At 35.9% G+C, this 23,755-nt stretch carries 20 protein-coding genes, 1 tRNA gene and 2 pseudogenes; 10 read left to right on the top strand and 13 right to left on the bottom strand.

Going from position 1 to position 23,755, the window contains the following annotated elements; translation table 11 throughout:
• Positions 1-150 precede the first annotated feature (150 nt).
• Positions 151-561 (top strand): hypothetical protein, encoded by a 411-nt coding sequence (locus CA730_RS18740; RefSeq protein WP_096669591.1) that lies wholly within the window; start codon positions 151-153, stop codon positions 559-561.
• 55 nt (positions 562-616) lie between these two features.
• On the opposite strand, the gene CA730_RS24995 is transcribed toward CA730_RS18740, so the two are convergent.
• The gene (locus CA730_RS24995; RefSeq protein ID WP_172891213.1) at positions 617-952 is read right to left on the bottom strand and encodes a hypothetical protein; all 336 of its coding nucleotides are present in this window, start codon (positions 950-952) and stop codon (positions 617-619) included.
• Between CA730_RS24995 and CA730_RS26490 the strand changes: the two genes are divergently transcribed.
• The 7 genes from CA730_RS26490 (at position 952) to CA730_RS18705 (ending at position 3,871) form a co-directional block, all read left to right on the top strand.
• Positions 952-1,122 carry a hypothetical protein gene (locus CA730_RS26490; protein WP_407919744.1) on the top strand — a complete coding sequence of 57 codons (171 nt, stop codon included), beginning with the start codon at positions 952-954 and terminating at the stop codon, positions 1,120-1,122. The two genes, CA730_RS24995 and CA730_RS26490, sit on opposite strands and share 1 nt — an antisense overlap.
• Before the next feature lie 36 nt (positions 1,123-1,158).
• Positions 1,159-1,350 (top strand): hypothetical protein, encoded by a 192-nt coding sequence (locus tag CA730_RS26485; protein WP_407919743.1) that lies wholly within the window; start codon positions 1,159-1,161, stop codon positions 1,348-1,350.
• Between the two features lie 9 nt (positions 1,351-1,359).
• Positions 1,360-1,992: a Uma2 family endonuclease gene (locus CA730_RS18725; RefSeq protein ID WP_096669589.1), complete on the top strand. Its 633-nt coding sequence runs from the start codon at positions 1,360-1,362 to the stop codon at positions 1,990-1,992.
• Between the two features lie 196 nt (positions 1,993-2,188).
• Entirely contained in the window at positions 2,189-2,491 is a 303-nt protein-coding gene (locus CA730_RS18720; RefSeq protein ID WP_231939880.1) for a deaminase, read from the top strand.
• Entirely contained in the window at positions 2,491-3,021 is a 531-nt protein-coding gene (locus CA730_RS18715) for a hypothetical protein (RefSeq protein ID WP_096669587.1), read from the top strand. Before CA730_RS18720 ends, CA730_RS18715 begins: the two co-directional genes overlap by 1 nt.
• Positions 3,022-3,144: 123 nt before the next feature.
• On the top strand, positions 3,145-3,504 hold the full coding sequence (locus tag CA730_RS18710; protein WP_096669585.1) for a hypothetical protein: 360 nt from the start codon (positions 3,145-3,147) through the stop codon (positions 3,502-3,504).
• A 13-nt stretch (positions 3,505-3,517) separates the two neighbouring features.
• Positions 3,518-3,871 carry a hypothetical protein gene (locus CA730_RS18705; RefSeq protein WP_096669583.1) on the top strand — a complete coding sequence of 118 codons (354 nt, stop codon included), beginning with the start codon at positions 3,518-3,520 and terminating at the stop codon, positions 3,869-3,871.
• Here CA730_RS18705 and CA730_RS18700 read toward each other — a convergent pair.
• From CA730_RS18700 to argF, 3 genes are all read right to left on the bottom strand, one after another.
• A complete protein-coding gene (locus tag CA730_RS18700; protein WP_096669581.1) occupies positions 3,857-5,338 on the bottom strand; it encodes a DNA phosphorothioation system restriction enzyme in 1,482 nt (493 codons plus the stop codon). The genes CA730_RS18705 and CA730_RS18700 overlap by 15 nt on opposite strands.
• An 87-nt stretch (positions 5,339-5,425) precedes the next feature.
• Positions 5,426-6,031 carry a transcriptional repressor LexA gene (gene lexA / locus CA730_RS18695; protein ID WP_096669579.1) on the bottom strand — a complete coding sequence of 202 codons (606 nt, stop codon included), beginning with the start codon at positions 6,029-6,031 and terminating at the stop codon, positions 5,426-5,428.
• 187 nt (positions 6,032-6,218) lie between these two features.
• Positions 6,219-7,139: an ornithine carbamoyltransferase gene (gene argF, locus CA730_RS18690; RefSeq protein ID WP_027403744.1), complete on the bottom strand. Its 921-nt coding sequence runs from the start codon at positions 7,137-7,139 to the stop codon at positions 6,219-6,221.
• A 229-nt stretch (positions 7,140-7,368) separates the two neighbouring features.
• Between argF and CA730_RS18685 the strand changes: the two genes are divergently transcribed.
• Together CA730_RS18685 and CA730_RS24630 are read left to right on the top strand one after the other, a co-directional pair.
• Positions 7,369-7,440, top strand: a tRNA-Thr gene (locus CA730_RS18685).
• A gap of 216 nt (positions 7,441-7,656) precedes the next feature.
• Positions 7,657-7,803: pseudogene (locus CA730_RS24630) on the top strand (ISAs1 family transposase); the annotation flags it as partial.
• Positions 7,804-8,093: 290 nt separating this feature from the next.
• On the opposite strand, the gene CA730_RS18680 reads toward CA730_RS24630, so the two are convergent.
• From CA730_RS18680 to CA730_RS26585, 9 genes and pseudogenes are all read right to left on the bottom strand, one after another.
• Positions 8,094-9,776 carry a GUN4 domain-containing protein gene (locus tag CA730_RS18680; protein ID WP_096669577.1) on the bottom strand — a complete coding sequence of 561 codons (1,683 nt, stop codon included), beginning with the start codon at positions 9,774-9,776 and terminating at the stop codon, positions 8,094-8,096.
• Between the two features lie 136 nt (positions 9,777-9,912).
• Positions 9,913-11,724, bottom strand: coding sequence for an ABC transporter ATP-binding protein/permease (locus CA730_RS18675; RefSeq protein ID WP_096669575.1), 1,812 nt, complete (start codon positions 11,722-11,724; stop codon positions 9,913-9,915).
• 24 nt (positions 11,725-11,748) lie between these two features.
• On the bottom strand, positions 11,749-12,741 hold the full coding sequence (locus tag CA730_RS18670; protein WP_096669573.1) for an MvdD family ATP-grasp ribosomal peptide maturase: 993 nt from the start codon (positions 12,739-12,741) through the stop codon (positions 11,749-11,751).
• Between the two features lie 171 nt (positions 12,742-12,912).
• Positions 12,913-13,890: an MvdC family ATP-grasp ribosomal peptide maturase gene (locus CA730_RS18665; protein WP_096669571.1), complete on the bottom strand. Its 978-nt coding sequence runs from the start codon at positions 13,888-13,890 to the stop codon at positions 12,913-12,915.
• A 591-nt stretch (positions 13,891-14,481) separates the two neighbouring features.
• Entirely contained in the window at positions 14,482-14,649 is a 168-nt protein-coding gene (locus CA730_RS18660) for a microviridin/marinostatin family tricyclic proteinase inhibitor (protein ID WP_096669569.1), read from the bottom strand.
• Positions 14,650-15,099: 450 nt separating this feature from the next.
• Positions 15,100-17,307, bottom strand: coding sequence for an ABC transporter ATP-binding protein/permease (locus CA730_RS18655; RefSeq protein ID WP_096669567.1), 2,208 nt, complete (start codon positions 17,305-17,307; stop codon positions 15,100-15,102).
• 440 nt (positions 17,308-17,747) lie between these two features.
• Positions 17,748-18,926: a 2-isopropylmalate synthase gene (locus CA730_RS18650; protein WP_096669565.1), complete on the bottom strand. Its 1,179-nt coding sequence runs from the start codon at positions 18,924-18,926 to the stop codon at positions 17,748-17,750.
• A 79-nt stretch (positions 18,927-19,005) separates the two neighbouring features.
• Complete coding sequence (locus CA730_RS18645) at positions 19,006-23,220, bottom strand: non-ribosomal peptide synthetase (protein ID WP_096669563.1); 4,215 nt, start codon at positions 23,218-23,220, stop codon at positions 19,006-19,008.
• Positions 23,217-23,660 (bottom strand): annotated as a pseudogene (locus CA730_RS26585) (phosphopantetheine-binding protein); the annotation flags it as partial. The pseudogene CA730_RS26585 and the gene CA730_RS18645, both read right to left, overlap by 4 nt.
• Positions 23,661-23,755: the final 95 nt, after the last annotated feature.

Genomic DNA, 23,755 nt, shown 5'->3' with positions numbered 1-23,755 from the left:
ATGTACAGTTTTTTATCGCAAAACCTGTAGGGGCGCAGGGCCTGCGCCCTCCATTCTATTTCATTAGAGCGAGAATTGCTGTAAGCATTCCCAATCGGAGACGGGGAACAAGATTAACAATATTTTGTAGGCGCACATTATACATTTCCTATGGATAAACCTGAAGAACCACAATTTGAACCAGAAGCAGTGGAATTAGACCCTACTGTTGCTCAACAATTACAAAAACTACATAGGCTAACAGTGTGTGGCAGATGGTTATTTGCCGGTTCTTTGTGGCTAATTATTGCGCCTTTGTGCCTATGGAATTTACGGACTGAAATTTATTTGTTACGAGAATATTTTACTTGGGTAGGACTACGATATACACTGATTTTTCATCCTCTGTCTACACTGGGTTTAAGTTTATGTATTGGTATGACGGCTTCTGTTTTAGTTTGGCAAAGTCGTAATATTATATGGGGATTACCATTACAAGAACAGGAAAATTTAAAAAAGCAACTTTATCGAATTCGTCAACAAGGATCTTCTCATCCTTTATGGAAATGGGTTTGTCAATAATCAGGGAATAGGCACGAAACGAAGTCATTTAGGGTGCGTAATTTACAGGAATAACTCAAATTTCATACAGTGAATTTACTCTAGACAAAGTTAGAAAAGCCTTTGCTTTAACGATTATAGATAAAGTTAATATTTTTGCATCTATTCCAGAAATTGAATGTCCAGATTTACTAACAGAAGTATTAAAAGAAAATCTACCTTTAGCACTTGCTAGTAATACTGAAAAATCCCGTTCGGAAATGATCATTGCGCCAATTTTAATAGCAGCTAGAAAATATTTAAACAATCTAGGACTTACGCAAGTGTCACACCAAAAATCTGTTGTAGGGTGCGTCAGACTGCATAAATCCTGCAAATAAACAGATTGTTGATATTTGACGCACCCTACCAATGTGCCAGTTGCGTAAGTCCTGCAATCAAATCAGTTTATTTTCAGGGATTGATTTTACTGTAGATATTAAACAAGGATTAAACGGTAATTGTGATTTCATTATGAGCCGTTCACCTGAATTATTAATTATTAATGCTCCAGTTGTCACAATTGTAGAAGCTAAAAAATAAAATATTAATGCAGGTTTAGGAAAATGTGTAGCAGAAATGATCGCCGCCAGAATGTTTAATGAACGTGAAGGTAATAATATTCAAACAATTTATGGTACTGTCACCACTGGGACTAACTGGAAATTTTTAAACCTGATTAATCAAGTGGTAGAAATTGACTTGACAGATTATTATATTAATAATATCGGTAAAATTCTCGGTATTTTATCTAGTATCGTGATGGAATAGGTATTGTATATGCTTCTTCAGTCAATTACTGCTGAACAAAGAACGGTTTTATATAACGTTAGCTGGGAAACTTTTGAAGCCTTGTTGAGAGATACAGGTGAGGATAGGGGTTCTCGGTTTGCTTATGACTGCGGTACTTTAGAAATTATGACTCCACTTTTTGAACACGAAAACCCAAAAAGCAATTTTGGTAATTTTATTATTGCTTTAGCTGAAGAATTAGATATTGAAGTTAGAAGTGCTGGTTCGACAACATTAAAACGTAAATTTTTTGCAAAGGGAATAGAACCAGATAGTTGCTATTATATCCAAAATGAAGCAGCTATGAGAGGTAGGGAAACTTTAAATTTAGAAATAGATCCTCCTCCTGATTTAGCAGTTGAAATTGATATTACTAGCAGTTCTGTGAATAAGTTTAATATTTATGCGGCTTTAGGTGTGGCTGAATTGTGGAAATATGACGGTGAAGTTTTAAAATTTTATCAATTGGTAGAAAATCAATATATTGAAATTAAGTTTAGTCTGGCTTTCCCTCTAGTTTCTGTTGGGGATATGAATAGATTCATCCAGCAAAGTAAAACTATGGGTGAAATTGCTTTGTTGAAATCTTTCCGTGTTTGGGTGAGAGGGAAAATAGGGTAGTTTACTTATTTGTCACTATCGTATATAATCACACTAACTAAATTTAGCTATGCTAAAATGAAATAGTAATATTCAAGTTACAGGAGAAGAAAAACGGACAGTATTTTTGATGACTTAGCTGAATATAGGCAGCGTCTTAGTTTACCCCCTGCTGGTAGTGAGACAGATAAATCAACAATTGCTAAAATAGAAATAGATGGTCAAAGTTTTTTTTGGCATCAATTCTGGTAGTAATCCTAATCCTCGGCAAATAACTTTCAAAGTTAACCCTATTTCTAAAACTCATGCAGAAGCTGATGTTTTCCAGCAAGTAAAAGATGCAGATATTACAGCTAAAAAAGCTCGTTTAATTGTAGATAGAGACCTTTGTGATGCTTGTGGTTTAAGAGGGGGTGTAAATTCTATGGCTTATCAATTAGGTATAGAAGAATTAGAAATTATTACTCCCAGTGGCACTAAAATAATTGAAGTTACACCCCCAAAAACAAGGAGGAAATAATGTTTGTATCAAAGTTATATACAGACAACTGGACAGGAAACAGAAATGAAGAAAACTTCATTGATAATCCAAATTGGAAACAAATTAAAACAGCTATTTGTGAGTTAGATGGTCATAGGAGAACTTTAGTTAGCTTAGAAGTTGATGATGAAAGTTATATGATGATTGGTGGAGGTAATTTTGGTAAATATGTTGTTACAGCAACTTTAGATAATGATGTTTTTTATTCTCTTTTGCGTCAGATTTATAAGATACCTAAATCAAATCTTTTTTATCGTCTAAAAAGAAGTTCATCTCGTAGAAAAAGGAATTTATTTAGTTTTGATGAGGCATTAAGAAATGCGAAAAACAATAATATTAGTTCTCCTAATGAACAAAAATTAATTGTTGGTGGACAAGCGGGAAATTATTCTAAAAAAATTTGTGTTAATTTACCTCAATGTTTAATAGCTGCAATTACTTTTGCTGAATCAGGTGAACTTGAACCTTTGTTTTCTTGGGAAGAAGATAAATCTTTAGTTACTGTATAATTGTTACTGGTAAACTTTTTTGAAATAATTATTAGCATTTTATGTACTCAAATTTTATTGACCTAGATGAATTAATAGTTCTTTGTCGGGATAAGTCAACAAAGAAATTTATTCAAGAATCTGTTGCTTGAAGGTTTCTCTAAACGAGTCTCTACGATTGTTGATAAATTTACAAAATCTAACGGCTATCATAGCACTAATGCTAATGCTTTTGAATTACATCAAATTATATTTGCCTTGAATGATACACAAAGAGAAGCCATTTTGGATGCTTTTTGTGATAACGATCAAATTTATCACGCATGGGAATGTCCAAATCTTATTAAATCTATGTTTCAAGAAGATAGAAAACAGAAGGTTTCTTGTGCTTCATATTGGTTATCTTTCCTAGAAAAACTCAATAATAATCAATGGACGAAAGATCGTATTAGCAATTTGATCAATATGATTGATTCTTATTGTAAAGAAGTAGAAGCCAAATAAAAATACACAACAAATGAGTAACTCCTACAATATTCGTAGTACCAAAATTGGTAACAGTGCAGGGTTTCGACTTCCTGCTGATTTTTATCGTGAACATCCCCAATTTACTAATGCAGATGCTTGGATTGAGGTTTTATCCACAGATACAGCAATTGTAAGAATTGTTCCTCAATTGCATGATGATGAAGATGCAGAAGACTCGCTATTAATGCGGCTGTTTCTTGATTTTGCTACCACAGAAGCATTGAAAAATAATACACTACAACCTTATACAACAGAAATGTCTAAAACTGCCCATAAACTAATTGAAGGTGTGCAATTAGAAGATGAGGAAATAATTATTTCTACAACATTAAATATCCAATAAACCATATCGTTTTTGCAAAGCCAATAACTTCATCCTCGCTTCCCCAGCATTATCAGCTAAATCAGCAAACTCCACAAACCGCCGTAATTCTTTTTTTAATAAATTTCGTTCGACTTCAATAGTTTCTCTATCCAAATCTGGTGGTAAAACAATCATATCAAAAATAGTTGCCCGTTCCTTCCCAGGGTGAGGACGCAAAACCCGTCCTCGACGCTGGATAAATTGGCGGGGATTTCCTGAACTTGATAAAATGACTGCGGTTTGAATTGCGGGAATATCTACACCTTCATCTAAACACCGAATTGCGACTAAACCCTGTAATTCTCCACTTTCAAATTGACGACGTAAAGTTTCTCTTTCTTCTAAAGAAGTATTTGCTGTGTAGGTACTGACTTTATAACCTAATTCTCCTCCCAAAAGTTGAGAAACTGCTTTGAGTTGACGCAGAGAATAACGTTGTCCAATTTCTTGAGAACCATCACTACAATAAAAGAGTGTATGGGTGGTTTCTCGACGAGTTGACATTAATTCTTTTAAGGCTATTAATTTATTTTCTGCTGTGCCAATTAACCGCGCTCTTTGCATTAATAATGATTTGATATCTTCATTATCTTCAAAATCTGCTCCTTCCCCAATATCTCGATCTCGATAAAGGAGAGAACGCCCAATTTTTTTGGTTAATTTTAAATAAGCGATACTCTCAGTTTCCGTCAATTCCACCAACACCGGATTATAAACATAATGAACTAATGCACCTTGAGAAATTGCATCCTGTAAACTAAATTCAGGTTGAAGAATATTACCAAAATAATCTAATAAAGATTCTGTGCCATCATCATCAAAATATCTTTCTGGTGTGGCTGATAAAGCTAGACGTAAACCTACTTTTCGGGGTAAACTTTCCTCTAACTTCGGTGCGCCTAAATTATGGGCTTCATCACCAATAATCAAAGTTTTTGGCGGAAAATATTTAAGTTGTGTTTGAAAACCATCACTAATTAAAGTCGAGTTAGTGGTAATTACCGTGACGAAATCTTGAGAACCAGAAGACAAATTATAGATTTGCGTAGAAAGTTGACTTTGCCAACTGCGTAAATTATCAAATGCTAAAATCGGCTGTAAGTTAAATTTCTCACATTCCCTGCCCCATTGGGTGACAAGATGACGATAGGGACACACCACTAACAAGACTTGTAAACCAATTTGCTGATACAATTCGCAAGCGATCGCTAATGCAGTAATAGTCTTACCACTACCAGTAGCCATTTTTAATGTCCCCCTACCATGATTAGCAAACCAGCTAGTCACGGCTTGGCGTTGATATCCCCGCAATTGCAGAGATAAAGGCATTTTCGGACATCCCGATAATGATTTCTTAATTTGATAACTGCCCCCTTTCTCACCCGCATAAGGTAACTTGAGTTTAAAAGTCGGCAATTTCGGTACTGCATTTTGCGTCAGGTACATAAATTTGCAAATTGGTGATTGGTAATTGGTGATTGGTAATTATCAGTAGTCATCTGTTTTTCATTTGCCACTGACAACTGACATCCTTTAGTTATAATTACGCCAAATACAAACTAATGAACCTTGTACCTCTACTTGCATTGCTAATACTTCTATCGGGTGATAATTCCGATTTGCAGGTTTAAGGGTGACAAGATCATCATGGCGGTAAAAACGTTTTAAAGTTGTACCGTGTCCTTCCACTCTCGCAGCCACGATAGTCCCATTTTTTAACTGATTGGGTTCAGCTACAGGGCGCAAAAATACCACGTCACCATCTGCTATTAAATCTTCAATCATACTATCCCCCGCGACTCGTAAAGCATAGCTTTGGGGAGGTAATGATAAATTAGCCAAATCTAAATGTTCCACCGCATCTGTAAACGGTTCTATTAAACCACCTGCGGCAATAGTTCCTAAAATTGGTACACCTTGTTTAACAGGATGAAGTATGCGAAGAGTTCTCGCCCTGCCTTCATTCCAGCCAATGTAACCCTTATTGCGTAAATGTTCTAACCGACTTTGAATGGGTGCGGGAGATTTCAAATTCATTCCTTGCATCATTTGGCGAATTGAGGGAGAATGTTGATTCAACCTGATATATTCTACCAACCATTCGTATAGTTCTTTTTGGGGTTCTGTAAGACGTTCCATAATTTTTTTGGGAAGTAAATAATAAATGTCCCTAGAACATTGGTACTACAAAATTCTTCCCTTAACAAGCTTTTATTAAATATTCATGCTAATTGGTAACTGATAGTGAGGGAATAGGGAATAGGGAATAGGGAATAGATAAGAATTTCACCAATTACCAATTACCCATTACCAATTACCCATACCGTTATTTTGCTCCAAGAATACTCGCAAGTAAAGCTTTTTGAGCGTGGAGGCGATTTTCTGCTTGGTCCCAAACCCGTGATTGTGAACCTTCAATTACTTCTTCAGTAATTTCCTCTCCACGATGGGCTGGTAAGCAGTGTAAAACAATTGCTTCTGGATCTGCAAGACTTAATAATTGTTGTGAAATTTGATAGGGTTGAAAAACAGGGAAGCGGTTATTGGCTTGTGTTTCTTGCCCCATGCTTGCCCAAACATCAGTATAAAGTACGGATGCACCTTTTGCTGCTGCTTCAGGATCGTGAGTCAAGATAACTTCAGTTTTTTTATTAGCTATTTCCCTAGTTTTTTCTACAATTTCTGCATCTGGGGCATATCCTGACGGAAAAGCGATTCTGACATTCATTCCCACCAAAGCACAACCCAACATCAGGGAATTAGCGACATTATTCCCATCACCGACATAGGTTAGTGTTAAACCCGCCAAACTGCCAAATTTTTCTTGAATGGTGAGTAAATCTGCCAATATCTGGCAGGGGTGTTCTAAATCCGTGAGGGCATTAATTACAGGAATTTTCGCATACTTGGCAAAAGTTTCCAACTCCTGTTGAGCAAAGGTACGAATTGCTAAAACATCCAAATAACGATCTAACACCCTAGCAGTATCCTGGATAGGTTCTCCTCGACTCACCTGAGTGACATTAGGATGCAGATCAATTACCTGTCCCCCCAGTTGGTACATTGCGACTGTAAAACTGACTCTAGTGCGTGTTGAAGCTTTGGAAAATAACAAACCTAGAACCTTGTTACAATGCAACTTCAGTTTTTCTGACTTGAGTTGAGTAGCCAATTCCAGAAGTTCTTGCAGTTCCTCAGAACTCAGATCCGCTAGACTTAATAAATCTCTGCCTATCAATGCTGCCATGCTTGATTATCTCTAAAGAACAAATGTTCCTGCGCTTTGGTATAGCCGTGTCACCAGGAATACTCCAATTGCACTGTACCAAATATTTTTGCATCAATCTACAGCACGGCGGCTAGTTTTAGCGATTCTTGGTAACTGGAAAAATATTTTGTTTACCCTCTAGACAAATGATATGCCTATGCTATAATATGAAATCTGTGAGGCAATTAAAAACGTTCTTACCCAAATCGCCAGCATAGCACAGTGGTAGTGCATCCGACTTGTAATCGGAAGGTCGTAGGTTCAAATCCAACTGCTGGCCCTAAAGAAACCCTTGAGAAATCAGGGGTTTTGTCGTTTCAATGCCCTGTTATATTAACCTTTTGATATTTCTCCATCGTGCCGCAACACTTTAGAATTTAGTGGAAAATGACAGAATAATAGATAAACTTTAGATCAATGAACAGCAAGAAGTGGACATTAGACGAGGCTAAAACGATTTTTAGAACTTCCAAACCGGATTCCATCTCATGATACAAATGCACCGCAAAATTTTGCAGTTCTTCGTCACATAGCAGTTAATCTTTTAGGAAAAGAAAAAAGCCAAAAACTAGGAACTAAAAGTAAGCAGTTTTGTGCAGGATGGGATGATGAATATTTAGAGAAGATTTTAGAATGTATCTGATAAAAATCAGAAAAGATAGACAACCATAAATATAAACAATTTATTTTTCTTTTGATTAGACAATAGAATCTAGATTTTTAATGTCAAAAAATATAGATATTAATATATAGAAATGAACCAAATAAATCCATCATCAAAAATAAATAATTACTCTAAATTTCTTAAATCTTTAGGATATTAATAAAGGAATTAATCAGATTTTGAATGGAATTAGATATTTTTCTGTCTTGATTCACTAATATAGTATTTTGTCAAGATAATTTTAATTTAGATGCGTTTCCCCTGCCCCCTTAAGTTTCGTGACAGCTTTTGACACGAGAAAAGAATAAGTGCATCTGCCAAATTAACCAAGACTTTACCCTCCAAGCTGCCATTGATTGGTTTTCTGTAGATGAAGGTGAGGATAATTCCAGGTTATTTTGGTCGTAGTGTAACCATTTAGCTGGTAGGTGTCCCATCGGTGTCATGGGGGATAATTCAAAGGTTAGTGCTTCGTAATCTAACCATTTTCCATCTTTTCGCCAACCCAGGCGATCGCCCAGTTTCTTTTCTGTTTCATAGTCTATTTGACCACCCATTTCACTCCAGATTGTTTGTTGAATTTTAAACCCAAAATAACCATAACTGTATTGTTCCCACAGTCGATCAATAATATGCAGGTCTTGACAAGGAAAGTTCTCAATATCTTCTTGATAAACTTCATTCCAATAATTTTTTTGCATAACTTTAAGTATTAATTTAGCAGTTTCAATATCTGCTTCTTGCCATTTATTTTCTGCCAGCATATCCCGCAATTTTGTATAGTCAATATTTTGATTTATCAAAAATTCTGGTTGAGAACTAATCTGATTATTAGCTACTTCCGCTACTTCCATTAATTCTGTCTTTTGAGTCGTAACTAGAGATGATGTAGAGACAAGATTTACTTCTGCTTTGTCTAGAGTTTGGATTTGTTGAGATATTTGTTGAGATATATAATTTGAGATTAAATCAATACCTTGACCCAAGAATAAGCCATTTTCACTGGTATCAAAATTTGGGCTTTGCCAATTTAATAATTGAGATTGAATTAAAACATCTTTTAATCGAGAATTTTTCTCATAACTTTTTACCATAAAATCAAGAAAAGTTTGAGAAAAGGTTTCATTTTCTTCGGTTGTAAATAAATTGGATTGATAATTTAAAATATTTTCCCCTAGACTTTTAATGTCTCCCACAGTTGCATAAAAATATTCATCTACTTTCATCACTTCATCTATTAAAGATTGAAATGGACTAAAGTAATCTTGAATAGAATCTTCAAAATTAATGGCATTATGGGCAAGTTTAGCTATTTCTTGACGAATTTTATAAGCTTTTTGTTGATACTCGTAAATTTCTTGATATACTGCTAAATCTTTAACTATTTGTTGTACAATTTGTCTTTGATTCTTAGTGTCTTCCGCCAGTTTACTAATACCTTCACTAATTAATTTAATTTTCTCTAAAGTTAATAAATAAGCATTACTCAAAATGATAACAGCTTTAAAATTTTCTTTTTTCTCCCATCTGAGTTCATTTAGGATTCGCGGATTTTGTTGGTTTTTTAATTCTAATCTACTTCTGGCATCTTCGAGATTTCTGATTTCTAAATATTTTGCTTGAAATAATTTCTTTAAATTATCCATTAAAGTTAACAAAAAACCCTGATAACTTTCCTGATAATTTTCCAGAAAATCAATAATCTGATTATAGTCTATGATAAATAATTGAATTTCTGCTAAAATTTCCCCTTGAGTAATTGCTGTTTTACGTTTAATTATTCCAGCAATATAATGATAACGAACACCTTCTTTAATTAATTTTTGACGTTCACGAATTTTCTTTTGTAGTGTTTTTACAGCAGGATTTTTTAGAACTGGTAATTGATAGGTTTTTTCATAAATTTTGATGCTTTTATAATTAATAAATTGTTTTGGCTTTTGGGTGAGCATAAGTTTGATTTTCAGTTATTTTCCAAATTTACAGCAGTTTCCAAAGAGATAAATTAGACATTTAGCGGGCAAGATGCCCGCACCACAAGAGTTTGATTATTACAGTTTGTGTTTCATTGGAATTAAATAAACTGTATTATCTTGATGAAGTAGTGAGAGAAATTGATTTTTTGTGCTTATAATCTGCAATTGGTAAGAGTTGCCAATGATTATCTTCTGTAAGTTCTAGTACCCATTGATGATAAGCAAACAAACTTTCTCGATGTCCCACACTAATAAAAGTTGTGTTTGTAGCTTGTAATTGAGAATATAAATTTTCTTCGTTTTTTAAATCTAAAGCACTGGTCGCTTCATCTAAAATAGTAAAGCTAGGCAAAGAAATTAACAATCTGGCAAAAGCTAAACGTTGCTGTTCTCCTAATGATAAAATATTCTCCCAAGCAACTTCTGTATCAAAACTCTTGACGCGGGTGAGCAGGTTTTGTAAATTCACTTGATGGAGAATTTCTTCTAGTTGGCGATCGCTCATTTCCCGATCTGGATGCGGATAAAGTAGTTGTTGACGCAGAGTTCCTAAAATTATATAAGGACGTTGGGGAAGAAATAACATTTCCTTTAATGCAGGTCTAACTAACCTACCACTTCCTGCATTCCATAAACCTGCGATCGCTCTCAACAAAGAACTTTTACCCCTACCACTAGCACCAACTATTAATAACCCTTCTCCTGAGGGAACAGATAATGATAAATCTTCAACTATCACTTGTTCATAATTGGGTGTTTTTAAAGTAAAATCCTCAAACCCTAAACGGCGTTCTTCTAGGACTTTAATAGTACCAAAAGTACCCAAATTCTCAGGTTTTTTGCTTACCGATGCTAACGCATCTGAAAATTCCGCTAACCTTTGGACATAACTAGAAAATCTGCCTGAGTTACCAAATTCAGCTATTAATACACCTAAAGCATTGGAAAACATAAAACTACAAAATGTAGCTTGGCTAATTTCTCCATAATTAATTTGATCTTGAATAAATAAAGGTGTCAGCGTAAACATAGAAAATAAACTAATTGCTGACTGATAAGCACTGTTAAAAATATCTTGCCCTCTTTCCCAATTTAGCCTCCGTTCTGAATTTTTCAGCACATTCTCAAATCTACGTTTAATAATATTTAATTCTTCGGTTTCTCCTTGGAAAAAAGCAATTGATTCCGCATGATTTCTCACATGAGTTAGACAATAATTAAAATCGGCTTTAAATGCTAGTTCTTCTCGATTAATTTTCGCTAATTCTTGACTTAAAAAAATCGCCAATATATTACCGACAATTGTATAAACGATGAGATAAATTGCCACTTGTGAAGAAATAGTCCAAAGAATGATTACAGCAGCAATCATATCCATGAATTTTTCTATAAAAGTAGTGGAAAATCTCAACGCATTGATGGTAATAGGTTCAATTTCTTGGGCTATGCGTTGATCTGGATTAGTAATTTTAGACTTAAAATTGATTTTATAATAGGCTTGATTGCTCAAATATTTAGTTAAAATATGATTATTTAGCCACTTGTACCAATCCATAGCTATTTTCTTTCTAATATATTTAGAAAATGCTACTACAAGTACATTGACAACGATAAATAGAACAGATATCCATAATGTACCTAGATACTTTTCTAGGTTTTTTTCTTCAATGACGATATCAAAAACGTAACGATTCCAGAAGCTACTGAGACTATGAATACCCACAACGGAAGTAATTAATATGAGCAACAGAATAAACATTCCCCATGAATAAATCACTTCGGAAAATGCTCTTGTTCCCACCTCTGTTGGATACCAATATGGACCAGCGACTAATTTCAAATCCCGCCAAAGTTGAATGGCAGTAGCAAAAGGATTAAATACAGGATTAAATGGTGTTTGATCAGTAACGCTACGAGTTTGCATAATTTCGATATTTATATCTATTACTTATCTATTAATTTGATTTTTACCAGTTAGGAGAATTTCTGCGATCGCCTGAGAAATTTGTAAATGTGGTGAAAATATTTCTAACCAGAAAAATTCCCCAACTGGATTAATTTCCAGAAAAACATAATCTCCATCAGGTGTGACAATCATATCAATTGCTCCATAGTTTAAACCAAATTCAGCCATCAATTGCAATAGCTTTTTCTCAACATCTGGCGGTAAATCATAAGCTTGCCAAGCGTCTTTTAATGCTCTCCCTTGTTTACGCCAATCATAGGTAGCTCCTGCACAACTTTGAGAATTTACTGCTGCTGTAAATACGCGCTGTCCCACAATAGTTATCCGCAATTCTAACGCTTTGGGTACGTTTTCCTGAAACGTCATCGGACAAACACGCAGTCCTTCCAGATTTTCTAAATCCTCATCTTTAACTGGACTTGTAAACACAAAAAACTGTTCTCCCTGTTCGCCAAAAATTGCAAAGGAAGAAAGCATTTTTGTTACTATACCTTGTTGATGACATTCAGAGGCAAATTGTTTAACTGCTTCTGGATTATTAGTAGTCAGAGTGCGTGGAGTAAGCAGTCCTATTTTTCGTGCTATTTGTAGCTGTAATTGTTTATGATGAGTTCGTTCTACATTGGACATCAAATCAAAATGGAAACCAGGAAGACTGGCAATCATAGCTCGAACAGTAGCGCGAGATTCGTTAATTGATGCTTCTCTATATTGCTGATCCATCGTGTTGGTAATTTTTGCCCCATAGCGCATCCTGCGATACCAAACCGCAGCAACTTCACTCACATCCAGTTGCTTTTCCCCGTCTGTGATAATTACCTTTTCTGTATCACCTTGGTAAATATCTAATTTGATTTCTGTAGGATATCTGTCAGTATCAAACCGAAATGCTTTTTCTCCTTGATCTTCAATTGCTTTGATCACTAAAGGAATACTTTCATTGTCGTTGCTATATGTGACTATTAAAATTGTCATAAATAAAAAATATGATTTTAATTAAACTTGGTATGAGTTGCTAGTTAGGCTAACTGTCTGAATCAGGATGTCCAGTATTAAAGGATGAACACGATGAAAACAGGGATTTCATCACCTATTACTAATTACCAATTACCAGCCTCAACGAGATAACTATTGAGTTGTTAGTAATTATAAAACTAGAGTATCAGCGATCGCCTTAGCAATAGGCAAATCCAAATCTTTTTCTAGCATTCCCCATTCACCTATAGGATTAATCTCTAAAAATATATATTCTCCTGATGGTGTAACAATCAAATCTAACGCTCCAAACAACAGCCCCAATTTATTCATAAATATTTGCACATGACGCAGCACTTGTTCAGGAAGATCATAGTGTTGCCATACACCAACATCAACACCAGGTTTACGCCAATCTACTTTAGATGTGTCATAAACACTGGCATCTAACGCACCAACAAATACTTTACCATTGACATACACCACCCGCAATTCCCACTGTTTAGGAATTTGCTCTTGAAACACCATCGGACAATAACGCAGTGACTCCGCATTTTCTAAGTCTGATTCTTTAACCACGCTGGTATAAAGAAAGAAAGAAGTAGATTCCATAGTCTGGGATAAAGGAGTTAATAACTTACTCACCATCTTACCTTTGACTTGATGGAAAAACTCTCTTGCAGCTTCAGCTTTGTTAGTAACGAGAGTCTGAGGAATGACAAAACCTACCTCAGTAGCAACCCGCAGTTGGCGCAACTTATCATTGGCAGTATTTATACATTCTAAATTATCTACCCAATGCGCTTTCCGCAAACTATCCCAGAAACCATTTAAGGTGGCTTGTGATTCTCTTATACAGGCTTCTCGAAACTTAGGAGCTAAGTCTGCACTTAGTTTTGGTTTCCATCTTCGTCGCATCCACACCGCTTGCACCTGTTCTGTACTGATAGAATAACCGCCATAGTCTATAGTGTGATAGCTTTTTTTGTGATCAAAATGTGCTGTTAATTGTACTTCTAGAGGAAACCTATCAGTATCTAAACGAAACGGTTGCACTCCTTTTTTTAACAATGCTTCAGCCACTCTATCTATTGTGAAAAAATCACCACTGTGGGTAATTAACAAAACAATGTCAGGAGACAGGTGCATAAAAACTTTTTAATTTAAATTTGATCAGCCAGATATTTGTAACTACCTAAAAAGTATCTGAGAATGTTGCTTTTTATAGCCTTAGATAGAGTAGTTAGGGGATGCTGAATAAATGTAAAACCTATATAAATCAAGGGATTGAGGATGATGAAAATTAAAATTGTGCAAGGTTTTAGGTACTGTGAGCCTAAAAAAGCTTGCACTTTATTAGTGTTTGCACAATTTCCAAATCAAAAAACTTCTTGATAGCGAAGCGTGGCGTAGCCATACTCCTTGAACTTCTGACTCCTTGATAGCGAAGCGTGGCGTTAGCCATACTCCTAGCCCTCACAGATAACTTTTTCAGCAAACCCTAGTTAGAATATCAATTTATCATGAAAGTCTTACTTCTGACTCCTGACTCCTGCTATAAATCCCCGATTTCTTGTAGACACCTGTATAGTAGCTGTCCAACGAGTAGAATTCGGGGATATTCAACCAGTAGAGATCGCTTAAATATTCTTGATATCTGAATATGCTATTTATTCAGAAACAAACAGCAGGTTTCAATTTTTTGATGCTGCTATTTCTGCAATTTCAGATTTACTATATTTAGCAATCTTCGCAATCAGAAGGCCACTTGAAAGTAAATATTGGAGGAGGTAATGGCTGTTCTTCTGGTTGTGGTGTTGGTGGGTTTTCTGGTGGTTCTTCTTCTGCTGCCAAAAAGCGAGCGAAAAATGGCACTGCTTCAATATTTGTTAATGTTGCTGTTGTCATAATATATTCCTGTTTTCCTGAGAGGAACTTTATGTTATCCATCAAAAATATATCAGTAAATGCTTTTTAAAGCAAGGACATTTAAGATATTTAAGATATTTAAGTAAATCTCATGATTAGAAAGCAGTGTAAATAAAGCAATATAAATGAGGTAAAAAGAAAAAGGTTTTGTTCGCGTAGCGTGCCGTAGATAATCCTCTCACTCCCCAATTTTCAAGGGGGATTTAGGGGGATCTAAAAGGTCTAAATTTCCTTAACCTAATATTATTCTGAATATTACGTTTTTTACTTTTAATGTAAGTAGGTGAACACAATAAAACCAAACTGTGTAAAGAAACGTAAAATCGCTGAAAACTTATTTAATCTTGCCTCTTACCTTTCTCTAACAACGATTTTTAACGCCAACCTACTTAAGCATTCAGCCGTCAGCTAAGGTTAAGGATTATTTACTTAATTCTCCAAGCGTTCAACTCTTACCCATTTCAAAACTTTTGAATCCTTATTATAGCAGTAGGTAAAACCATCTTTTGCAGTAATAGTTTGACCTTTGCTGGCTTTGCTTCTGACAGTACCCAGTGAATAATCAGTTATTTCCTGCATTTCTCGATGAGAAATTCCTAGAATTTCACCTGTATCTGCTGTTAAGGTTTCTGATTGATTTTCAGGTTCATCATCAGATACAAAATCTATGATAATTTCTGAATTTTCAGAAGCATCTGTTAATATTTCTGATTGATTTTCAGGTTCATCATCAGATACAAAATCTATGGTAATTTCTCTATTTTCAGGAGAAACTGTTAATGTTTCTGATTGATTTGCTAGTTCATTATTGGGTACAACTTCTATGGTGATACCAGAATTTTCAGCATAATTATCAGTAGTAAGTTCTTGTGCTTTTTGCTGTCTATAATCCTCAACAGAGAGAAGTCGCCAACTAGAATCTTGTGATAGTTCTAAAACCCATTGATGATAACTAAATAGACTTTCTCGATGTCCTACACTGATATATGTTGTGTTCCTTTCTTGTAATTGTTGATATAGATTACCTTCATTGTTCAAATCTAAAGCACTTGTAGCTTCATCTAAAATAGTAAAGCTAGGACAAGTAACTAATAAACGTGCGAATGCTAAACGTTGTTGCTCTCCCAAGGAAAGGATATTTTCCCAAGGAAGTTCTGTATCAAAATTATCTATTCGACTCAATAGGTTTTGCAAATTAACTTGTTTTAAAATTGCTTCCAGTTCGCGGTCGCTCATTCCCCGTTTTGTATGGGGATAGAGTAACTGTTCCCGCAAAGTTCCTAAAATTATGTAAGGACGTTGAGGTAAAAATAATACATCTTCTAGAGGAGGTCTGACTACACGACCAGTCCCTGAGTTCCACAAACCAGCGATCGCTCTCAACAGAGAACTTTTACCACGACCACTTGGACCAACAATTAATAAACCCTCTCCAGGTTGAACAGTCAGCGACAACTCTTCAACAATTACCTGTTCATAATTGGGAGTTTGTAAAGTAACATTCTCAAAAGCTAGTCGCTTTTCCTCTTTCGTCTTAATTATACTGACATTTTCCTGTTCTTTAGTGACAGATTTTAACGCTTCCGAGAGTTCAAATAAACGGTCAATGTAACTAGAAAATTTTCCTGAAGTGGCAAATTCTTTGATTAATTCAGCCAGCGCTGTTGCGAACAAATTACAAGCTAAAGAAGCTTGGGCAATTTCTCCAAAATCAATTTCTCCTCTAATTTGCATTGGTCCAAATACTATAAATGGAAATATTTGAATAACCGCCTGATATCCTCGATTAAAAATATCCTGACTTCTTTCCCAATCAATCTTGCGTTTAACACTTTGAACAATCCTATTAAATCTCCGATTAACAATGTTTAATTCCTGTGATTCTCCCTGGAAAAAAGCTATTGATTCCGCATGATTACGCACATGAGTTAAACTGTAAGTATAGTCTGCATTTGATTCAACTTCTTCTTGCTTAATTTTGTTTAATTCTTGTGCCAAGTAAATAGCAATTAAATTACCAACTACTGTATAGCAAACTAAAGCAACTGCTACAAATTTAGAGAGCGTCCAGAGCAGTATTAAAAAAGCTGTCATTTCTAGGACTTTTTCTAGCAATGTAGCTGAAAAGCTGAGAAAATCTTTAGTTAAAGGCTCAATTTCTTGTGATATTTGTTGATCTGGATTAGTAACATCGGACTGAAAATTGATTTTATAATATGCCCGATTATTGAAATATTTTGATAAAATTTGACTATTCAGCCATTCATACCATTCAAGAGCTATTTTTTTTCTAACAAATTTAGAAATTCCTACTAAAATTGTTACCAAAACCAGCGCAAAACCATAAAGCAATAATAAATCACTAAATTTTTCTAAATCCTTTTCTTGTGTAATAACATCTAGTAAATAGCGGTTAACAAAGCTGTTAAAAACTGTTGCACCTACCATAACAACAATTAATAATACTAGAAGAGCCAGCATTCCATAAGTGCGAATCACCTCTGAAAATGCTCTACCATTTGCATCTGTAGGATACCAATATGGACCGACAACCGCTTGGAAATTTTTCCAAAATTGATTAGTACCTGAAGCAGAATTATCCTTGGCGGATTTATTAATAAAAGTTGTAGCTTGCATCTGTAAAAAATTATTTGAGTCTTATAGAGCAGATAGCAGAGAATAAGAAGGCTAGTGCCGCAAGGCGGAAGTCAAAAGTCAAAAGTCAAAATGAAGACAGTATAGGCTTTTGGATGATTTAGAATGGTTGGTTTATTTACGCTGTCTTGTACTAGTGGTCTGTCAAATTTATTTTGACGGGTAATGATCGGAAAAAACTTCTGTTCTTCCCTCCCCTGCCTCTTTTCTCCCCCTGGTTGCCTTCACCCGTCATTTTCGGGTTGACAGACTACTAGTATGAAACCCCTCTGGTAAACCTCTCCCTAACCCTCTCCTCTTAGGAGAGGGAAAAGGAATAATATTTAATACTGGAGAGGGTTTGAACCTTGTTCCTTGTATGATAAAAAAGCCCAGCTTCTAGCCGTTTTGATTATAAGTCTTATGTCAATTTACAAGATGGACTATTCAAAGGTACCATCTTTCCAGAGTTTTAAAACTTCCTTAGCTGTAAAATAGCATTCTTGTTCTATCGCCAAAGATTTAATTACATCGCGCATTTTCTCGTACTGTTGCCTAGTTTGAGGGTTTTGTAATTGTTTTTCAAAGAGATATTGAAAATTACTAACACCGCTCCACTTACCAAAGACAACACCTGTCTTATCATGGGGAAATGTGGAATAACTCAAAGGATCACGAAGTAGAGAATTGACGTGAATACCTGATTCATGACTTTGTGAAATTCGTGAATAAGGGGGTGCAGGACGAATCCCCATCTCTTCAATGTAATTAGTCAGTGCATCAACAGCATCATAGTTTATGCCCTCTAGTTCAATACCGAACCGAAGTCGCAACCCATTTAATACTTGCTCTAAAGCAGCGTTTCCTGAACGCTCCCCTAAACCACAAAATGTCCCTGATATTAAACTTGCCCCCGCTGTAATTGATTGTAAGGTGTTTTCCAGCGCCAACCCCCTATCATTGTGGTAATGTACTCCTAACTCTACCCCTGTAGTACATTGGAGTAAATCATTAATCCAGATATAACTCTTCTCTGGAGTGAGTACACCGACGGTATCACACAATAAAAAGTGTTCAACATAACCACTGAACGAATTAATACACTGTACTAAAAAATTAAAGTCTGCCCTAGAAGCATCCTCCGCTGCAAAATCTACTCTCAATCCTGCAACTTGTGTCGCATAACGTAAATTCTCCACAATCAAATTAATAGCATCTTGACGAACCTTATTAATGATGTGAGATGGGATATCATCATCAATCGTTTTACCCTGGTATTCACTCATTAAACGAATATCAGGATTGCGTAAAAACATCAAGCGATCGGAAACAGCATGGAAGAGAATAATACGCTTAACTCCATAGTTTTTCGCCTGATCAATGTACTCTTTTCCCATCATCGTAGAGGCAGTAATTAGATGAGTTAATCCATCTGATATTAATGTTTTGGTAAGCTCTGATTCTTGATCACAAACACTAGGCATGATGGCAAATCCACTGACTCCTGTTTGTGCAATCAGATGAGCAAGTTTATGTTTAGTTGCTAAAGAGAAAAACACACCTACTTGTTGTTCTCCATCCCGCAGGGTTTCATCAGAAATTTTGATTGGCAGAGTTTTCATTTTTTTATCCCAATTTAAAATGCAAAATTAAGAAAATCAGATTGTAAAAAAGTCAGATAGATGATTGCAAATCATTAAATCAACCCATCATCAATCGCAAGTGTGACGCTAAAGTTTTCACATTCGGTTCATAAAGCATCCCTCCGTGATTTCCAGGTACAGATATTACTTTAATAGGGTTTGGTGTGTAAGCTTGCCATCCCCAGTCCGGTAAATCATAATTAGAAATAGCTCGGATTTCTTGTAAAACAATATCATAAACTTCTTGGGCGCGGAACAAAACAATTGGCGCAGAAATTTGATCAGAAGTCCGATAATTTGCATAATTAATTGTTAGCTGTTTCATTACCTGCATATTGGTTTTGAGTAAATCAATGCTTGAATGTTCGGGTAGGACATTCTTTTTGTATAAAAACTCTGCTGCTAAATCCCAACGAGCTTGATCATCAATTTGATCAGCTAAATAAGCGTATTCTAAACCTAAAGAAACTCCCTTTACAGCTTCAATTCGTTGGAGTAATTGCCAAATCCAATCAAGGTCTTTTCTCTTAATTAAATATTCAGGGTGAGTAACTAAACCAGCGTCTAAAATAGCCAGTAATTCTAATTTTTCTCCTTGTTTTTCCAATTGGTAAGCCATTTCAAAAGCAACGGCACAACCTGATGAATATCCTGCCAGTATGTAGGGACCTTGAGGTTGTTGCTGACGTAATAAATCAATCAGTTGACTACCATGCAATTCTACTGATTTTGGAACTTTACCAATTCCATTTCTTCCGGGAGTTTCCAGGCTATAAACTGGATGATTTTCTAAGTTGATAGCCAAATCTTTAAAATAGAAACCATGCCCATTTGCTCCTGGTACAACAAACAGAGGATTGGCATTTCCTTGGTGTTGAAATAACAGCACATCAGGATGGGATTTTTGCACCTCTTTATTACCAAGCTGTTCTGCTAGTTGAGCAATAGTAGGATTTTGAAATAAACTGCTCAATGTCAATTTTTGACCAAACATTTCTTGCATCAGATTGAGCAATTTGATCACTAATAAAGAATGTCCACCTAAATCAAAAAAGTTATCATGAATGCCAATTTCTTGACGTTCAAGAACATTAGACCATAATTGTGCTAATTGTACTTCAACTTTGTTACGTGGTGCTGTATGTAAACCTGCAATTCCCACATTAGGAGTATGTAAAGCTTTCTTGTCAATTTTGCCATTGGGAGTTAAAGGTAACTGCTGCAAAACAACAATTTGAGCCGGAATCATGTAATTAGGTAAACTGGATTTGAGATATTTTTTCAAATCACTGCCAAAATCAGGATCAATTCCTGTTACATAAGCAATTAAACTTTGATTACTCTCAGTTTGATATAAAATCACCACAGCTTCTTTAACTAATGGATGCTGTAATAAAAGTGATTCTATTTCACCCATTTCAATCCTAAAACCCCGTAATTTTACCTGCTCATCAATGCGCCCCAAATATTCTAAATTGCCATCATCTTTCCATTTTACTAAATCACCAGTTTTATAAATTTGCTCAACTTTACCAAATAATTCCACTTTAATAAACTTTTCGGCGGTTAATTCAAGACGATTGAGATAACCCCGCGCTAAACCAACACCAGCAATACACAATTCACCAGGAATACCAGGAGGTAATGGTTGATTATGTGCATCTAAAATATAGATGCGGAGATTAGGTAATGGTTTACCAATGAGTGGTTTTTTACCATTAGGTTGACAAAGAGCGATGCTAGTACAAATTGTAGATTCTGTTGGTCCGTAACCATTAAAAAAACTTCTTTCTTTTGCCCATCGGGTAACTAATTCTTTGGGGCAAACTTCACCACCAGTAATTAAAATTTGCAAATCAGGTAAGGTTGCGTGGGGTAACAAAGATAAAACTGAAGGTGGTAAGGTGACATGAGTAATTTTGTATTCAGTTAAAAAGTCAATCAGTTCTTGACTAGGTAACAGATTTTCTTTTTTTGTGAGATATAAACAAGCACCTGCGGAAAGGGTAGAAGCAATTTCCCAAATGGAAGCATCAAAACTGAAATTAGCAAACTGTAGTACACGACTTTGCGGTTGAATTTGCAAAATTTCATCAACTGCCAAAATTAAATTTACCAGTCCACCATGTTCAATCATTACCCCCTTGGGTTTTCCCGTTGAACCAGAAGTATAAATAACATAAGCTAAATTATTGTAATTGACAGCTGACAATTGACAATTAACAATTGGTGATGGGTATTTGTTTAGTTCTTCATCTACATAAACAACTTCAATAGGATTTTCTAAACTATCTAAAGGTAATTTATCTACTACAAAACTTTGAGTTAATAAAACCGATATCCCCGAATCTTCTAACATGAACTTGATTCTTTCTTGGGGATAATTAATATCAATCGGTACATAAGCACCACCAGCTTTCATGATACCCAAAACACCAATGATCATTTCTAAAGAACGTTCCACAGAAATACCAATTAAGGTATCTGGTTGAACTTTATAATTTTCAATTAAATAATTAGCTAGTTGGTTGGCTTTTTCATTTAACTGTTGATAAGTTAGATTTTCAGATTCAAAAACTACAGCAATATTATGAGGATTGTTTATAACTTGTTCTGCAAATAAATCAACAAAAGTTTTATCTTGAAAATAATCGGTTTGAGTTTGATTCCAGCGTTGTAGTTGTTGCAGTTCGGCTGCTGTTATCAAAGGCAAAGTATGAATAGGTTTTTGAGGATGATCAATAATCCCCTGGAGCAGCACTTCAAAGTGTTCTGCCATCCGTTGGATAGTACCCTCTTCAAATAGATCTGTAGCATATTCCCAAGAGCAATTTAACTGATGATCATCTTCCATCACCATCAGGGTTAAGTCAAACTTAGCGATCGCACCCTTGACTCCCAGCAATTCAGTATCTAACCCTGATAAATCCAAATCTGGACTAGCATTATTTTCCAGGGTAAACATGACCTGGAATAAAGGGTTATAGCTCATACTGCGTTCTGGTCGTAACTTTTCTACCAGCACATCAAAGGGAACGTCTTGATGAGCATAAGCATCTAAACAGGTTTGGCGAGTTTGTTGTAAAAACTCAATAAAACTTAGATCTAGTTTGATTTGCTGACGCATAACCAAAGTATTGACAAAAAAGCCAATTAACCCTTGAGTCTGGCTATGGGTGCGGTTAGCAATGGGAGAACCAATACATAAGTCTTCTTGCCGACTGTAACGAGATAGTAAAATGCTCAAAGTAGCCAACAAGGTCATATATAAACTTACGCCTTGCTGTTGGCTAAAAGCATTAACAGCAGCAGTTAATTCCGGTGTAAGAGAATAAATATAGCGATCGCCTCTGTAACTTTGCTGTGCTGGACGGGGATAATCAGTAGGTAATTCCAGTAATGGGGAAGCATCACCTAGTTGATGTTTCCAGTAATTAATCTGCTTTTCTAATACTTCTCCTTGTAACCAGTGGCGTTGCCAAGTTGCATAGTCACTGTATTGAATCGGTAAACGAGCAAAAGTTGGGGTTTGACCTTGAGAATAAGCAGTATAAGCCTGCCATAACTCACGCAAAAATACTCCCATTGACCAGCCATCACTGATAATGTGGTGCATATTGATGGCCAAGACAGATTTTTGCTCCTCCAATTGCAGCAGTTTAGCTTTAAACAAAGGGCCAGTATTTAAGTCCAAGTGTTCTTGTGCATGAGCGTCAATTAAATCTTGGATATTTGGGCATTGGGTATCTAAATCAAGCTCTCCCTTGTTCCCAGTCCCTAATTCCCGGCAATCTTGTACTGTTAAAACTGCGATTTCGTCTAAACTGCGGATGGCAACTTGTGGTTGTCCGGCAACTGTAGGAAAATACATCCTCAGACTCTCGTGCCGATTCAGCAGAGAAGCCAAACTGGAATGTAGGGCATCAATATTCAGGTTGCCGTTCAGTTGTAAAGCGATCGGCATATTGTAAGTAGCTGATGACCCTTGGAGTTGTGCTAATAGCCAGAGACGTTGTTGAGCAAAGGACGGAAGCTTGGGAGAGTCAGCACTTAAAGCCGGAATTTCTGCGGTGATCACAGCTTGTGTTTTAGCAGCTTTCAAGAAGGTGAGAATCTCTGCTTTGTGGTTTTGAATTTCCTGCTTCAGTTCCGCAGTCAGGGCATTTTTGCTAGTACGAATCCGTAACTTATCATCTTCAGCCCAAATTCGGCAGCCCATGTTCTGCAAACGAAGCATTAAAGAAACTATTTGCTGATTTTGTGTTATGGTCATAGTTCAATTTCCTCTTCGTCTGAGTTTAAAGGTTGTATATCTGTGGTTGTCGAATTAACCCAAATGCAGCTATCTATATAATTTGCCAAGTCAATGATAGTAGGAGATTCAAATACTTGACGCAGTGGCAGTTCTACTTTGAAAGTGTCACGAATGCGGTAGCAAAGTTGGGTAGCTAATAAAGAATGTCCTCCCAAGTTGAAGAAGTTATCTTGTCGGGCTATGACCTCATATTTCAGCAGTTTTGCCCAAAGTTGAGCCAGCAATTTTTCGGTCTCCGTTACAGGCAATTCAATATCTGTGACTGCAACTTTTGTATCTGGTGCAGGTAAAGCTTTTCGGTCTACTTTGCCATTTGGTGTCAGTGGCAGTTTGTCCAAAACAACAAAATGACTGGGAATCATATAATCAGGCAGGGTTTTCTCTAAAAAGTCCCGCCATTCTGCTAATAAAGCTGGATCAATTTGATTGGTGCGATATTGCAACGGTTGATTAGCGTAATTTTGCCAAGGTTTCAGCCGCCAATTGCCTTTTG

The organism is Dolichospermum compactum NIES-806 (assembly GCF_002368115.1).
Lineage (GTDB): Bacteria > Cyanobacteriota > Cyanobacteriia > Cyanobacteriales > Nostocaceae > Dolichospermum > Dolichospermum compactum.
This window is presented reverse-complemented; position numbering and strand designations above follow the sequence as displayed.